We start from the raw sequence: 14,995 nt of genomic DNA, 5'->3' as shown, positions 1-14,995 counted from the left end.
CTCGAAACCTTCCTCGTGCGCGAACTCGGCTACGGCTGGGACGAGGTACACGACGAGGCCGAAATCCTCGAGCACGCCGTCTCCGACCGCATGCTGGCCCGCCTCGACGCGAAACTCGGTTTCCCCGAACGTGATCCGCACGGCGACCCGATCCCCCGCACCGACGGTTCGGTCCCCACCCCCGACGCCTGCCTGCTCTCGGACCTCGACATCGGCCAATCCGGCCGGGTCGCACGCATTTCCGATGACGACCCCGACATGCTCCGCTACTTCGACGAGGTCGGCGTCGCCCTCGACTCAGTGCTCACGATCCGCGAGAAGCGCCCCTTCGCCGGCACCATCTCCGTCTCCATCGACAACACCACCACCGTCGACCTAGGCGACATAGCCGCCCGAGCCATCTTCATCGTCACCGAATGACCACCGTGAGTCTCAGCCGAGACTCCGCGCTTTGTCGCGCTGAGCGACACAAAGTGCGGAATTTCCGATTATCGCAGGGTTGCCGGGCGGACGACCATGACCGAGCTTGCGCGGCGGCCTTTTTCCTGGATGAGGGCGATCGCCTTGTCGGCTGGGTCGACGACGACGTAGATGTCTTTGCGGCCGATGGGTTCGAGCCAGCGGCCCTGACTGATGGATTCGGCTTCGTAGTCATCGATGTCGCGGCGCGGGAAGGACAGTTTGACGGCCTGGTCGATGTCGAGGCTCACGTGGGGGTTGTCACGGACCTCGTCCAGTGTGAGGGCGTGGTCAAGGGTGAACGGACCGACTGCGGTGCGACGCAGTGCGGTCAGGTGGCCACCGACACCCAACGCGGACCCGAGATCGCGTGCCAGGGAACGGATGTAGGTGCCGGCGGAGCATTCGACGGTCACGTCGAGGTCAACGAAACCTGGCTCGTCGCGGCGGATGTGGTGAATGTCGAAGCGGGACACCGTGACCGGGCGGGCTTCGAGGTCGAATTCCTTGCCGCCACGGACGAGGGCGTGGGCGCGGCGGCCGTCGACTTTGATGGCACTCACCTTGGCCGGGATTTGCTGGATGTCGCCGGTGAGTGCGGCGATACCGGAACGGATCGCGTCGTCGGAAACCTCTGAGGCGTCGGTGGATTCGAGGATCTCACCCTCGCGGTCGTCGGTGGTGGTGGACGCGCCGAGCCGGATGGTGGCCTCGTAGGCCTTCGTGGTCAACGACAGCAGACCGAGGAGTTTGGTGGCGCGTTCGATACCGATCACCAGCACGCCCGTGGCCATCGGGTCCAAGGTGCCGGCATGCCCGACGCGGCGGGTGTTGAAGATCTTGCGGCAGCGCGAGACCACGTCGTGGCTGGTCATGCCGGCCTCTTTGTCGACGATCAGCAGCCCGGCGTTCTCGATGGAGGCGTCGGCCATGTCAGGTCAGCGCGATCGAGGTCAGGATGAAACCCTGCTCGACGCGCCACACCCCGTCGAACGAGGCGAGCGGGGTGCCGCCGTCGATTACCGAACCGTCCACCAACAGCTTCGAGACGAAGGTGCCCGACTGCTCACCGGTCTGCTCGAAAGTGATGTGGGCATCCTCGAAACCGAGCCACCGCTTGGTGAGCGGGAACCACGTCTTGAACGTGGCCTCCTTGGCGCAGAACAGCAGCCGGTCCCAGTGCAGCCCGGAGGGTCGGGTCGCGAGGACGGCGCGTTCCTCGGCGATGCTGGTGTGGTCGAGCACCCCCTCGGGCAACGCCTCGTGGGGTTCGGCGTCGATACCGAGGGAACGGATCTGCAGCTTGTAGGCCACCACCGCGGCCCGGTAGCCGTCGGTGTGGGTGATGGAGCCGACAATGCCCTGCGGCCAGATCGGGGCGGCCTTCTCCTGCGGTGACCCGGTGGCCGACCGCAGTATCGGCGCCGGTTCCACACCGAGCTGCGCCATCGCCTTACGCGCGCAGTCACGTGCGGTGATGAACTCGCGGCGGCGCTTGTCGACGGCGCGGGCGATGATCGCCTCCTCCCCCGGCATCGGCGCGATACCCGGCGGGTCGGCGAACGTCTCCATCGACGCGACCCCGGACGGCACAACCTGCTCGATCACACCCAGTTCCCTTCCACGAAAGTCCGTCCGAGAGTCTAGTGGGAGGCGCCGAACGTGAAGCCGTCCGGATCGTCGGGCCGCGTCTCGCGCAACTCCGCAGGAATCGGCCAGGGCAGAACAAAACGTTCAGTTGTCGCGGTCATGTCCCCGAAGTCATCCTCCTTGACGACGATCCGCTCAGGTGTGACCTCCACCAGCCGCACCCGCACCGGCTGCTCACGCGGCCCTTCGAGCATGTACGGGTCGGCGAGATAGTGCAGTCCGCGATCGTCGAGGGCGGCCTCGGCGTCGAGCCAGTCGGCGCCGGTCACCACTGCCCTGCCCAGCACGTCGATCGCCGACCACGCATCGCCGGACTCGTCGTCGGCGACGATCCAGCCGAGCAGTTCACGATCCTCGCGGCGGTGCGGCGTCCAGTCAACGGGTACGGGCATCGGTCCAGACTAGTCAGGTACGGCGAGGACCGTGGCCGGGGACATTGTCGACTCACCGGGTTTCGAGGCTCGCAAGCTCGCACCTCAACCAGCATGGGATCGGCACCGAGAGCCGGCACGATCGCACTACAACCGGCATGGTGGCACCTCCGAGGCGATACCAGCGTCGGCTCGAACCGATCCAGAAACTCATCGCCGGTGGCTGCCACCTCACCCGCGACATCCCGTCGCTGCTCACCGACGCCGGCCTCACCATCACCGGACTCGACCAGTTCTACGTCGCAGGCGCACCGCGTCCGTATGGGGCTATCAGCATCGGAACCGCGACAGTCTGATCAGGCGGCCGCGGTCCGCCGGCGTCCGAGCCGGCCGGTGACTATCCCCTGGCTCGGGCTGAACAGGTAGACGAGGAGGAACAGCGCGCCCTGCACCACCACGACCATCCCGCCGGGCGAGGTGTCGCGGTAGTAGGAGATGTACAGGCCGACGAGGCCGCACAGCATCGAGGTGATGGGCGCGATGACCAGCATGCGGCTGAACTTGTCGGTGAGCAGGTAGGCGGTGGCGCCCGGGATCACCAGCATCGCCACCACCAGCACGATGCCCACCACCTGCAGCGCGGTCACCGTCGTCAAGGCCAGCAGGCCGAGCAACACCGCGCCCAGGACGCGCGGGTTCAGACCGATGGCATGCGCGTGGATGGGGTCGAACGCGAACAGCACCAGGTCGCGGCGCTTGACCAGCAACACCACCGCCACGATCGCGCCAAGCACCGCGATCTGCGCCAGATCCGACCGCGACACACCCAGCACGTTGCCGAACACGATGTGGTTGAGGTCGGTCTGGCTGGGTGTCACCGAGATCAGCACCAGACCGATCGCGAACAGGGTGGTGAACACGATCCCGATCGCCGCGTCTTCCTTGATCCGGCCGCGGTCGCGGACCGCGCCGATCAACCCGACCGCCAGAAAACCGAACACCACCGCGCCGAGTGCGAACGGCGCACCCACGATGTAGGCGAGCACCACACCGGGCAGCACCGAATGGGAGACGGCATCGCCCATCAGCGACCAGCCGATGAGCACCAGCCAGCACGAGAGCAACGCGCACACCGCCGACGCGATGAGCGTCGCGATCAGTGCCCGGGACATGAACGAGTAGGTGAACGGGTCGATCAGGTAGTCGATCATGCGGCACCGCCGGGTGCCAGGTCGAGGGGGTCGACACCGAACGCGCGCACCAGATTCTCCGGCTTGAGCACCGTCTCGGGGGTGTCGTGCACAAGGACCTTGCGCATCAACAGGATCGCCTCGTCGGCGAGAGTCGGCAGCGCGTGCAGGTCGTGCGTGGACACCAGCACCGTCACCCCCTCGGCGGCCAGCGACCGCAACTGCGCGGTGATCGTGGCCTCGGTACGTTTGTCGACACCGGCGAACGGTTCATCGAGCAGCAGGATCGACGTGCCCTGCGCGATACCGCGGGCGACGAACGCCCGCTTGCGCTGTCCGCCGGAGAGCCTGCCGATCTGCCGGTGCCGGTAGTCGGTCAGCTCCACCCGGGCCAGCGCGTCGTCGACGGCGTCCCGGTCCTGCTGCCGGGGCCGCCGGGTGAAGCCGAGTTGCCCGTAGCGGCCGGTCATCACCACGTCCTCCACCGACACCGGGAACTGCCAGTCGATGTCCTCGGACTGCGGCACATACCCGATCGACGCCGACCGGCGAGCCGCGCGCGGTGGCCGCCCGTTGACGGTGACGGTGCCCGAGTCGGGACGCACCAGCCCCATGATCGTCTTGAACAGGGTGGACTTGCCGGACCCGTTCATCCCGACCAGGCCGCACACCGTGCCCTGCCGCAGCGTGAGCGAGGCCCCGTCGAGTGCCACGACGTCGCCGTAGCGGACGGTCACGTCGTCGACGACGATCGCGTCGCAACCCGTGCTGGTCATCTGTTCCCCTGCCCTGTCAGGCCCGACACGATGGTCGTGGTGTCGTGGCGGATCAAATCCAGATAGGTCGGCACCGGCCCGTCGGCGGCCGACAGCGAGTCGACATACAGGGTGCCGCCGAACCGGGCGCCCGTGGCCGAGGCCACCTGCTTCATCGGCCGGTTCGACACCGTCGACTCGCAGAACACGGCGGGCACCTGGTTGTCACGGACGTAGTCGATGGTCGCCGACACCTGCTTGGGAGTGGCCTGCTGTTCGGCGTTCACCGGCCAGATGTAGCGTTCGGCGATCCCGGCGTCGCGGGTCAGGTACGGGAACGCGCCCTCGCAGGTCACCAGGGCGCGCTGCGTGCGCGGCACCGTGCGCAGCGACGTCACCAGATCGTCGTGCACCGCCTGGAGCTTCTTCTTGTACGACGCCGCGTTGGCCTCGAACTCGGCCCTGCCGTCGGGATCTATCCGGGTGAACGCGCGCACCATGTTGTCGACGTAGATCATGACGTTCAGCGGACTCATCCAGGCGTGCGGATTCGGTTTGCCCGCATACGCATCGGAGGCGATGTCGATCGGCGTGACGCCGTCGCTGACCACCACGTGCGGGACGTCGAGCGCCTGGACGAACCGGGTGAACCACGATTCGAGGTGCAGACCGTTGTCGATGATCAGGTCGGCCTTCGCGGACCGGCGCATATCGCCGGGGGTCGGTTCGTAGCCGTGGATTTCGGCACCCGGCTTGGTGATGGACCGCACGTGGATCCGGTCACCGGCGACGACCGACGCGATGTCGGCGAGGACGGTGAACGTCGTGACCACGACCGGCTTGCCGTCGTCGGGGAAGTCCTGCGGCGCACAGGCCGTCACCACACCGAGCGTGACGACGGCCGCGACGATGACCGCGCTCCACCGCAGCCGGGCGCGCCCATCCTCACCGATCTTCCACACGCCCGATACCTTAATTTCGGTTACCCGAAATTCCTAGCAAGGGTGACCTGATTATCAGCCCCGGGCTACGAGGTGCCGCTTCCGCCGGTCATCCGCCGGTACGACTGCGCCTTCTCCACCCGCCGGCGCATCTCCTCGGTCCGCTCGGCGTACTCGGGCGGCATGTCGAAGCGCTCACCGAACTCCGACAGGTCGCCCGGGCCGATCCCCTCGTCGGGAACGATCTTGCGCAGCAACGGTTCGGGCAGTCCACGTTTCTTCCACTCACGGGGATAGCCGACCGACACCTCGTCGAACTTCACCCCGTCGTACCAGGTGGTCCGCGGGATGTGCAGGTGCCCGTAGACGCAGCACACCGCGTTGAACCGGGTGTGCCAGTCGTCGGTCAGTTCACTGCCGCACCACAGCGCGAACTCCGGATACATCAGCACGTCGGTCGGTTCGCGGCGCAACGGCCAATGGTTGATGAGGACCGTCTTCTCGTTCGGGTCCAGCGCCTCCAGCCGCAACCTGGTGGCCTCGATCCGCGCCCTTCCCCACGCGTCCCGCGTCGGGAAAGGCTCCGGGGACAGCAGGAACTCGTCGGTGGCCACCACGTTGCGTTCACGGGCCAGCGCCAGCGCCGACAGCGCCGTCGTCGTGTTCTCCGGCCGGAATGTGTAGTCGTACAACAGGAACATCGGCACGATACGCACCGGCGCGTCCCCGTTGCCCGGATCGAACAGCGGGTAGATGTCCTCGGGCGTGATCACCCCGATGTCCCGGCACGCCTGTACCAGATAGTCGTAGCGCGCCACCCCGAACAGCTGCCGCGGGTCACGACTGGTGGTGTACAGCTCGTGGTTACCGGGTACCCAGATGACGGTGTGGAACTTGAGCTTCAGACGGCGCAGCGTGTCGACGATGTCGTCGGTGCGCTCGGCCACGTCGCCGGCGACGATCAGCCAGTCGTCGGACCGCTCGGGCCGGATCTTGCCGACGATCTCCTCGTTTCCACGATGCCCGACATGCAGATCACTGATCGCCCAGAGTGTAGCCACGAAGATCCATAGTGCCAGAGTCCGTGGTGACGTCCGCGCCGCCCGAGCGCCGGACCGGAACTCGTCGCAGGGCACCCGGATCATCGAAACGCCATCGACCAACCCAGGGTTTTGATACATTTTCTCGATTCTGACATATCAGTAATCCGTCCCGATGGAGCCGCCCGTGATCCGAACAGCGTTCGACGCCGACTGGACGATCACCACCGAGACGCCGGGGCGGCCACGCCGGATCGTCGGTCCGCTGACCCTGCCGCACGACGCGATGATGTTCGAGGACCGCGACCCCGGCTGCGCGGCCGCCCACAACACCGGCTATTTCCCCGGCGGCGTCTACCGCTACGCCAAGCGGTTCACCGCCCCGGCTGTGTGGCGCGACTGCGTCGTGGAATGCGAGTTCGAGGGTGTGTACCACCGGTCGCAGGTCCTGCTCAACGGTGTGGACGTCGGCGGCTGTCCGTCGGGCTACACCGGGTTCCGGGTGCCGCTGACCGGTCTGCGCTTCGGTGACACCAACACGATCGAGGTGCTCGTCGACAACTCGCAGCAACCCAACAGCCGCTGGTACACCGGCAGCGGGATCTACCGGCCCGTGCATCTGCTCGTTGGGCCCGCGGTGCACATCGCGCCCGGATACCCGCAGGTGACGACGCGGACGGCAGATCCCCGTGCCGCAACGCTCGACGTCCGTATCGATGTGGTCAACGCCGGGGACACCGACCGCGACGTGTGGCTGTCGATCACGGTCGACGATCCGGCCGGACAACCGGTCCATCAGGCGCGGCTCACCACCCCTGTGGCCGCCGGAAGCACACTGCCGCTGACCCAGACCGTCGAGCTGACCGATCCCGCACTGTGGGCCCCGGAATCGCCCACTCTGTACACGATGCGCGTGACTGCCGCCGCCGGCGGACGCACCGACGAGGCACACACCAGGTTCGGGGTCCGCACCGTCGAGGTGGGTGCGGCATCCGGTCTGCTGATCAACGGAAAAGTCGTCAGACTGCGGGGTGCGGCGATTCATCACGACCACGGCGTGATCGGCGCGCACTGCCTGCCCGCCGCCGAGCACCGCCGGGTGCGCCTGTTGAAGGAGGCCGGGTTCAACGCCATCCGCAGCGCCCACAACCCGGCATCGCCGGCCATGCTCGACGCCTGCGACGAGCTGGGCGTGCTGGTGATGGACGAACTCACCGACGTCTGGACGCGGCCGAAAACCACCTGGGACGCGGCGCTGGAGTTCAGCGGGCGCTGGCGCGAGGATCTTGCCGCGATGATCATCAAGGACGTGAACCATCCGTCGGTGATCGTGTACTCGATCGGCAACGAGATCGGTGAGACCGCGACCCCCGACGGTGTCCGGCTCGGCGCACAGCTCGCCGAGGCAACCGGTGAACTCGACCCGTCCCGGCCGGTCACCAACTGCGTCAACGGTTTTCTCAACCTGGTGGCAGGCGCCGACGAGGCGAAGGTACAACGCACAGCGGCCAAGGCGCGCGCGGCGGGTACCACCGCGGCCAACAAGAACCTGATCCTGCTGCTGAACCTGGCGATGGGCGCCATGGCGAAGATCATGAAGTGGGTGCTGACCAAGCCGATCGTCGACCGCAAGACTCGCGACGCATTCGCCGACGTCGACATCGCCGGCTACAACTACATGGCCGCCCGCTTCCGGCAGGATCACCGGCTGCACCCGCAGCGGGTGTTCGTCGGCAGCGAGAACCCGCCGACCCAGACCGTCGCGATCTGGCACGACATCGCCGATCAGCCGTACGTCATCGGCGACTTCGTGTGGACGGGATGGGATTACCTGGGCGAGGGCGCCATCGCCGCGGTGCGCTACAACGACCGGCCGCGAATGTTCCTGCCCTTCCCCGCGCTCACCGCGGGCACCAGCAACCTCGACATCACCGGGCACCGGCAGACGCAGTCGTACCTCAACGAGATCGCCTGGGGCCTGACACCCGGCCCGCACCTGGCGGTGCGGCCCGTCGACCACTCCCGCGACCGGCTGGTCGACTCCGCGTGGCGCGCCACCGACTCGATCCGCAGCTGGAGCTGGGCGGGCCTGGAAGGCGAGAACGCGACCGTCGAGGTGTACGGCGCCGACGGCGAGGCGGAACTGCTGCTCAACGGCACGACGGTCGGCCGGCGCCGGATATCGGCGCGGACAGGGCATCTGGCCACGTTCACCGTGCCGTACGCGGCGGGTGAACTCACGGCGATACTCCGCGACGCCGGCGGCGGCGAGATCGGCCGGGACGTGCTGCGCAGCGCCGGCCCGGACCTCCGGCTGACGCTGCGCACCGAATCGGTGGAGTTGTGCGCCGACGGCCACGACCTCGCCTTCGTGCACGTCGAACTGACCGACGCCGACGGCGTCGTGCGGCCGCTCGACGACCGCCCGGTGTCGCTGAGCGTCGACGGTGCCGCCACCCTGCTCGGGTTCGGCAGCGCCGAGCCCATCACCGACGAGGGCTTCTGTTCCAGCGAGCATCGCATCTATCAGGGCAGGGCCCTCGCAGTGCTGCGCACCGGGCACGAATCCGGGGAGGTTCACGTCACGGCGTCGGCCGACGGATGCGAACCCGCACACCTCGGGATCTCCGTGAAACGCGATCCCGATACAGGCCTCAGCGTTTGAAGTAGGTGTTGCCGTTGCCGGTGTCGGTGAGTTTGGCGGTACTCGGCCAGTAGGTGATGGTGTTGCCGTCCCCCGACACCGACAGCCGCTCCACCCCGCTGAGGATCACCTTGTTGCCGTCGCCGCTGATCAGTACCGACGTACACATGCCGAGCAGGGTGACGATGTTGGCATCACCGCTGATGAGGATCGCCTTGCGGCCGCACGTCCACACGATCGCGCCACGGTCCTGGCTGATCGTCGGCCCCCCGAAATAGCCGCGCCCGCCGCCGTCCTGGTCGGCGTCGTCCGCCGTCACCTGCTCACGGTCCTCGTCGGCCTTCGGCGCGTTGTGCGGTCCCGGGGTCTCGGTCACGGTGACCGTCTCGGATCCGATGACCTTGTCGAGTTCGTCGCAACCGGACAGCGCGACCGCGAGCACGCTCGCGCATATCGCCGCGCACACCTTCGCCGGTCTCACCATGGTCCTCGATCTCCCGCCCACCAGACCCTCGTTCTCGGCACCGCCACACGCGGCACCGGCCTCGTGCATTATCCCACGGGCAACATCACCCACAGGAGTAACCCAGGTCTCAATAGGGTCACCGCGGGTCGATCAGGTCACCGCATCGGCGCCGACACGTTGCCACCGGCCGCCCAGCACCCGCCCGACCACCAGGACCAGACGCAGCACCATCAGTGCAACCAGACCCGACCAGATACCCGCCAGGCCCCAGCCGAACACCAGCGACAACCAGATCAGCGGCAGGAATCCGCACAGCGCCGAGAACATCGTGGCCTTGCGAAGGAACACCACGTCCCCGGCGCCGAGGAGCACACCGTCGAGCGCGAAGACCACCGCGGCGATCGGCAGCATCCCCACCAGAAACCACCACGGCACGGCCATCGCATCGCGTACCTCGGCATCATGGGTGAACACACCCGGAATCATTCCCGCACCGACCGCGAAGACCACCGCCACCGCAACCGCGATCGCCACCGCCACCACGGTGACCCGACGGGCGACGGTCACCGCCACACCGGTCGCACCGGCACCCAACGCCGCCCCCACCAGCGCCTGCGCGGCGATCGCCACCGAATCGAGGAGCAGCGACAGGAAATCCCACACCTGGACGGCGACCTGGTGCGCGGCCACCGCGGCGATCCCGAACCGGGCCGCCACCGCCGTCGCCGACACGAAACACACCTGGAACGACAGACTGCGCAGAATCAGGTCGCGCGCCATCAGCAGTTGCGCCGCGATGATCGACCAATCCGGACGCAGCGGCAGGGGTGTGTCCCCGCGGCGGGACTCACCCACCAGCCGGCCCACGAACAGGGCCCCGGTGATCGACTGCCCCACCACGTTGGCGACGGCGCTGCCGGTCAGGCCGAGCCGGGGAAACCAGCCGAGTCCGTGCACGAGACCGACCACCCCGACAGCACCGAACGACAGTCCGCACAGCACGAACAGCACCGGTCGCCGGGTTTCCTGCACCCCGCGCATCCAGCCGTTGCCGGCCATCGATGCCAATATCAACGGAACCCCGAACATCGCGATCCGCAGCCACCGGGTCGCCTCGTCGACCACCTCGGCCGCACCGTCCTCGCCCGAACCCACCAACGCACCCATCGCCACCGGCGCCAGCGGATAGGCGAGGATGATCAGGACGACACCCACACCCAGCGCGACCCACGTCGCCTGCACACCCTCCCGGACCGCGCCCACACGATCACCGGCACCGAACAGCCGCGCCGACCGCGCCGTGGTGCCGTAGGACAGGAAGGTGAGCTGGGTGCTGATGGTGGCCAACACGAGCGTGCCGACACCGAGAGCGGCGAGTTCATGACCGCCGAGCCGGCCGACCACGGCCAGATCGAGCAGCAGGTACAGAGGCGGTGCCACCAGCACCAGCAGAGCGGATACCGACAGCACCGCGATACGGCGCACACCGGTGGACGGAGGATCCGGGTGGGTTGTCAGAGGGACCTCAGGAACCGGTCGATCACGTCTTGCGCCGTCCCGCTGTCGCTGTAGCCGGCGGCACGCCGATGACCGCCGCCGCCGTGGGCACCGGCCAGCGGAACCAGGTCGATCTTGTCCTTCGCGCGCAACGACACCGCCCACTTCGACGGCGCGGTCTCCTTGAACACCGCTGCCACCTCGGCCTCCTCGGCCACCCGCAACACGTCGATGATGCTCTCGATATCCGCCCAGCCCACCGGGCCGAGCATGTCGAGAGAGACGACCGCGTAGATCACGCCGTGCCCGCCGCACGCGGCGGCGTCGAACCGGGCGCCGCCGAGCACCCTGGACACCAGCGACAGCCAGGCCACCGGGTGGCTGTCGAGTAACGCCCGGCTCCACGCCGCACCGTCGACCCCGGCATCCAGGAGCCGCGCACCAATGCGCAGCGACTCTGGGCGTGCCCACTTGAACGACCCGGTGTCGGTGATCAGACCGGCATACACGCAGGTGGCGATGTCCGAGTCGATGTCGGTGCCCAGCGCGTCGAGGATCTCCAGGATCAGGATGGACGTGCAGTCGGCGGCCGGATCGATGAGGTTGTACTCGCCGAATCCGGTGTTCGACACGTGATGATCGATGACGATGTTGTGGTCGGCGCGTTCGAAGACGGCACCGAGATCACCAAGCCTGCCGAGGGTCGCGGCGTCGACCGACACGACGACGGGATGACCCACCACCTCACCGGCGGGCACCACCAGGTCGGCACCGGCGAGCGCGGTCAGCGACCGCGGCAGCGTCTCGGCACCCGGGAATGACACCTCGACGTCGACGCCGCGCCGCGACAGTCCCAGCGCCAGCGCCAGGCCACTGCCGATGGTGTCGGGGTCCGGCCGGACGTGACAGAGAATCGTCACGGCCGTCGCATCGCCCAGCACCTGGGCGATGTCCTGCGGCGTGGCGGATTTCACTCGGTCGGACCGTCCTCGTCGTCATCGTGCCGGTACGGGTCGGCCTCACCCGCGGGCTGAGCTGCCGCCGCCTGCTGGGCCACCAGCTGGTCGTTGGCGCGCGCACGCGCGACCAGCTCCTCCATGTGCCGGGCCGCGTCGGGTACCGAGTCACGGACGAAAGTCAGGGTCGGGGTGAATCGCACCCCGGTTCCGGCGCCCACCTTCGATCGCAGGATCCCGGTGGCCTTGGCCAGCCCCGCGGCGGCCTCGGCGTAGTCGGGCTCCGAATCGATCGACTCACCCATAACGGTGTAGTAGAGCGTCGCCTCGTGCAGATCGTTGGTGACGCGGGCGTCGGTGATGGTGACGTGCGCCAGCCGCGGGTCCTTGATGTCGTGCGCTATCGCGGAGGCGACGATCGAGGAGATCCGTTTGGCCAGGCGTTGGGCCCGTGCCGGGTCAGCCATAGGTCACGTCCTTTCAGGTTTCAAAGTACTACTCCCCCTCATGCTCACACGTGCATTGCCGCCGCGTGTGATACGTCCCTGCGGGGGGGGAGGACACATCAGGTACGACCGCGGCGCACAGGGTCCGGATGGACCCTGCGCGCCGCGATGCGGGACATCGGATCAGTCGCGCGGCTTCTCGCGCAGCTCGTACGTCTCGATGACGTCGTCGACCTTGATGTCGCTGTAGGTGAGCGTGAGGCCACACTCGTACCCTTCGCGAACCTCGGTCGCGTCGTCCTTCTCACGCTTGAGCGAGGAGATCGTCAGGTTCTCCGCGATCACCACGTTGTCGCGGAGCAGACGTGCCTTGGCGTTGCGGCGCATGATGCCCGACTGGACCAGGCAGCCGGCGATGTTGCCGACCTTCGACGACTTGAAGATGGCGCGGATCTCGGCGCGGCCGAGCTCCGCCTCCTCGTAGATCGGCTTGAGCATGCCCTTGAGCGCACTCTCGATCTCGTCGATGGCCTGGTAGATCACCGAGTAGTAGCGGATGTCGACGCCCTCGCGGTTCGCCAGCTCCGTCGCCTTGCCCTCGGCGCGGACGTTGAAGCCGATGATGATGGCATCCGAGGCCGCCGCCAGGTTGACGTTGGTCTCGGTGACACCGCCGACGCCGCGGTCGATGATCCGCAGCGACACCTCGTCGTCCATCTCGATACCGAGCAGCGCCTCCTCGAGGGCCTCGACGGTACCCGAGTTGTCGCCCTTGAGGATGAGGTTGAGCTGGCTGGTCTCCTTGAGAGCCGAATCCAGATCTTCCAGGCTGATGCGCTTGCGGCTGCGGGCGGCCAGCGCGTTGCGCTTGCGTGCGTTGCGCCGGTCGGCGATCTGCCGGGCGATGCGGTCCTCTTCGACCACCAGCAGGTTGTCACCCGCGCCGGGCACCGACGTGAAGCCGATGACCTGCACCGGCCGCGACGGGGTGGCCTCGGCGACGTCGTCGCCGTGCTCGTCGACCATGCGCCGGACGCGGCCGTAGGCGTCGCCGGCGACGATCGAGTCGCCCACCTTGAGCGTGCCGCGCTGGACCAGGACGGTGGCCACCGGGCCACGGCCGCGGTCCAGGTGCGCCTCGATGGCGACACCTTGGGCGTCCATGTCGGGGTTGGCGCGCAGGTCCAGCGACGCGTCGGCAGTCAGCAGCACCGCTTCGAGCAGACCCTCGATGTTGGTGCCCTGCTTGGCCGAGATGTCGACGAACATGGTGTCGCCGCCGTACTCCTCGGGAACCAGACCGTACTCGGTGAGCTGGCCGCGGATCTTCTCCGGCTGCGCGCCCTCCTTGTCGATCTTGTTGACCGCCACCACGATCGGCACGTCGGCCGCCTGGGCGTGGTTGATGGCCTCCACCGTCTGCGGCATCACGCCGTCGTCGGCCGCGACCACGACGATCGCGATGTCGGTGGCCTTGGCACCACGGGCACGCATGGCGGTGAACGCCTCGTGACCGGGGGTGTCGATGAAGGTGATCAGGCGATCCTCGCCGTTGAGGTGGGTGTTCACCTGGTAGGCGCCGATGTGCTGGGTGATGCCGCCGGCCTCGCCCTCACGGACGTTGGCCTTTCGGATCGTGTCGAGCAGTCGGGTCTTACCGTGGTCGACGTGACCCATGACGGTCACCACCGGCGGACGCTGTTCGAGGTCTTCCTCGCCGCCTTCGTCCTCGCCGTAGGTGAGGTCGAAGCTTTCGAGCAGCTCGCGATCCTCGTCCTCCGGGCTGACGACCTGGACGACGTAGTTCATCTCGCCGCCGAGCAGCTCCAGCGTCTCGTCGTTCACCGACTCGGTGGCCGTGACCATCTCGCCGAGGTTGAACAACGCCTGGACCAGCGACGCCGGGTTGGCGCCGATCTTGTCGGCGAAATCGGACAGCGAGGCGCCGCGGGCGAGCCGGATGGTGTCGCCGTTGCCGCGGGGCAGCCGGACACCGCCGACTGCCGGTGCCTGCATCGAGTCGTACTCTTGGCGCTTCTGGCGCTTGGACTTGCGGCCCTTGCGGGGGGCACCGCCCGGACGCCCGAAGGCACCCGCGGCACCGCCGCGTCCACGGCCACCGCCGCCACCACCGCCGCCGGGACGGCCGCGGAAGCCACCACCGGCGGGAGCACCACCGGGAGCGCCGCCACCACCGCCGCGGTAGCCGCCACCACCACCGGCACCGCCACGACCCGCACCGGGACCGGGACCGCCACGGCCGGGACGACCGGCATCAGGACGGGCGGCACGGCTAGGCATGGCACCGGGGTTCGGGCGCGGAGGCATGTTGCCGGGATTGGGGCGCGGACCACCCTGACCCGGGCCGGGACGGGGACCACCCTGACCGGGGGCGGGCCTGCCCTGCGCACCGGGGCGACCACCGCCGGGACGCGGACCACCCTGACCGGGCCCGGGACGGGGACCGGCGGGACGCGGCGCGGGCGGCGGAGCCGACGAATAGGGGTTGTTGCCGACGCGCGGGGCTCGCGGGCCGGGCTTGGGTCCGGGACGCGGCCCGGAACCCGGGCGTGCCGCACC

General features: G+C 68.2%; 15 protein-coding genes. 3 read left to right on the top strand and 12 right to left on the bottom strand.

From position 1 onward, the window contains the following. The coding region (locus GOAMR_RS00080) for a metal-dependent transcriptional regulator (protein ID WP_005180939.1) at positions 1 to 420 on the top strand (420 nt) is incomplete at its 5' end. Positions 421 to 488: 68 nt separating this feature from the next. Here GOAMR_RS00080 and truB read toward each other — a convergent pair. The 3 genes from truB to GOAMR_RS00065 are packed head-to-tail and all read right to left on the bottom strand — an operon-like array spanning position 489 to position 2,501. Next, on the bottom strand, positions 489 to 1,391 hold the full coding sequence (gene truB / locus GOAMR_RS00075) for a tRNA pseudouridine(55) synthase TruB (protein WP_005180936.1): 903 nt from the start codon (positions 1,389 to 1,391) through the stop codon (positions 489 to 491). A 1-nt stretch (position 1,392) separates the two neighbouring features. Then, a complete protein-coding gene (locus GOAMR_RS00070; RefSeq protein ID WP_005180934.1) occupies positions 1,393 to 2,067 on the bottom strand; it encodes a 4'-phosphopantetheinyl transferase family protein in 675 nt (224 codons plus the stop codon). Between the two features lie 35 nt (positions 2,068 to 2,102). Then, complete coding sequence (locus GOAMR_RS00065) at positions 2,103 to 2,501, bottom strand: hypothetical protein (RefSeq protein WP_005180932.1); 399 nt, start codon at positions 2,499 to 2,501, stop codon at positions 2,103 to 2,105. Between the two features lie 137 nt (positions 2,502 to 2,638). On the opposite strand from GOAMR_RS00065, the gene GOAMR_RS00060 reads away from it, so the two are divergent. Then, a complete protein-coding gene (locus GOAMR_RS00060) occupies positions 2,639 to 2,836 on the top strand; it encodes a hypothetical protein (protein ID WP_005180929.1) in 198 nt (65 codons plus the stop codon). Here the strand turns inward: GOAMR_RS00060 and GOAMR_RS00055 are convergent, their stop codons facing one another. The 4 genes from GOAMR_RS00055 to GOAMR_RS00040 form a co-directional block, all read right to left on the bottom strand. Next, on the bottom strand, positions 2,837 to 3,691 hold the full coding sequence (locus tag GOAMR_RS00055; protein WP_005180928.1) for a metal ABC transporter permease: 855 nt from the start codon (positions 3,689 to 3,691) through the stop codon (positions 2,837 to 2,839). It abuts the gene before it with no gap. Next, on the bottom strand, positions 3,688 to 4,446 hold the full coding sequence (locus GOAMR_RS00050; RefSeq protein WP_005180926.1) for a metal ABC transporter ATP-binding protein: 759 nt from the start codon (positions 4,444 to 4,446) through the stop codon (positions 3,688 to 3,690). Before GOAMR_RS00050 ends, GOAMR_RS00055 begins: the two co-directional genes overlap by 4 nt. Then, a complete protein-coding gene (locus GOAMR_RS00045; RefSeq protein ID WP_005180923.1) occupies positions 4,443 to 5,387 on the bottom strand; it encodes a metal ABC transporter substrate-binding protein in 945 nt (314 codons plus the stop codon). The genes GOAMR_RS00050 and GOAMR_RS00045 overlap by 4 nt, the downstream gene beginning before the upstream one ends. A 65-nt stretch (positions 5,388 to 5,452) precedes the next feature. After that, positions 5,453 to 6,427, bottom strand: coding sequence for a metallophosphoesterase family protein (locus GOAMR_RS00040; RefSeq protein WP_005180920.1), 975 nt, complete (start codon positions 6,425 to 6,427; stop codon positions 5,453 to 5,455). A 166-nt stretch (positions 6,428 to 6,593) separates the two neighbouring features. Here GOAMR_RS00040 and GOAMR_RS00035 point away from each other — a divergent pair, with 166 nt between their 5' ends. Then, positions 6,594 to 9,071: a glycoside hydrolase family 2 TIM barrel-domain containing protein gene (locus GOAMR_RS00035; protein ID WP_170319089.1), complete on the top strand. Its 2,478-nt coding sequence runs from the start codon at positions 6,594 to 6,596 to the stop codon at positions 9,069 to 9,071. Here GOAMR_RS00035 and GOAMR_RS00030 read toward each other — a convergent pair. The 5 genes from GOAMR_RS00030 to infB all read right to left on the bottom strand — a co-directional run. Continuing rightward, a complete protein-coding gene (locus tag GOAMR_RS00030) occupies positions 9,061 to 9,534 on the bottom strand; it encodes a DUF3060 domain-containing protein (protein ID WP_138943520.1) in 474 nt (157 codons plus the stop codon). The genes GOAMR_RS00035 and GOAMR_RS00030 overlap by 11 nt on opposite strands. A 132-nt stretch (positions 9,535 to 9,666) precedes the next feature. Further along, positions 9,667 to 11,001: an MATE family efflux transporter gene (locus GOAMR_RS00025; RefSeq protein ID WP_005180912.1), complete on the bottom strand. Its 1,335-nt coding sequence runs from the start codon at positions 10,999 to 11,001 to the stop codon at positions 9,667 to 9,669. A 29-nt stretch (positions 11,002 to 11,030) separates the two neighbouring features. Further along, a complete protein-coding gene (locus GOAMR_RS00020) occupies positions 11,031 to 11,987 on the bottom strand; it encodes a DHH family phosphoesterase (protein WP_005180908.1) in 957 nt (318 codons plus the stop codon). Continuing rightward, entirely contained in the window at positions 11,984 to 12,436 is a 453-nt protein-coding gene (gene rbfA / locus GOAMR_RS00015; protein WP_005180887.1) for a 30S ribosome-binding factor RbfA, read from the bottom strand. Before rbfA ends, GOAMR_RS00020 begins: the two co-directional genes overlap by 4 nt. 162 nt (positions 12,437 to 12,598) lie before the next feature. After that, a partial coding sequence (infB, locus tag GOAMR_RS00010) for a translation initiation factor IF-2 (protein ID WP_005180885.1) occupies positions 12,599 to 14,995 on the bottom strand: 2,397 nt, incomplete at its 5' end.

This window comes from Gordonia amarae NBRC 15530 (assembly GCF_000241345.1).
GTDB classification, from domain to species: Bacteria; Actinomycetota; Actinomycetes; order Mycobacteriales; family Mycobacteriaceae; genus Gordonia; species Gordonia amarae.
This window is presented reverse-complemented; position numbering and strand designations above follow the sequence as displayed.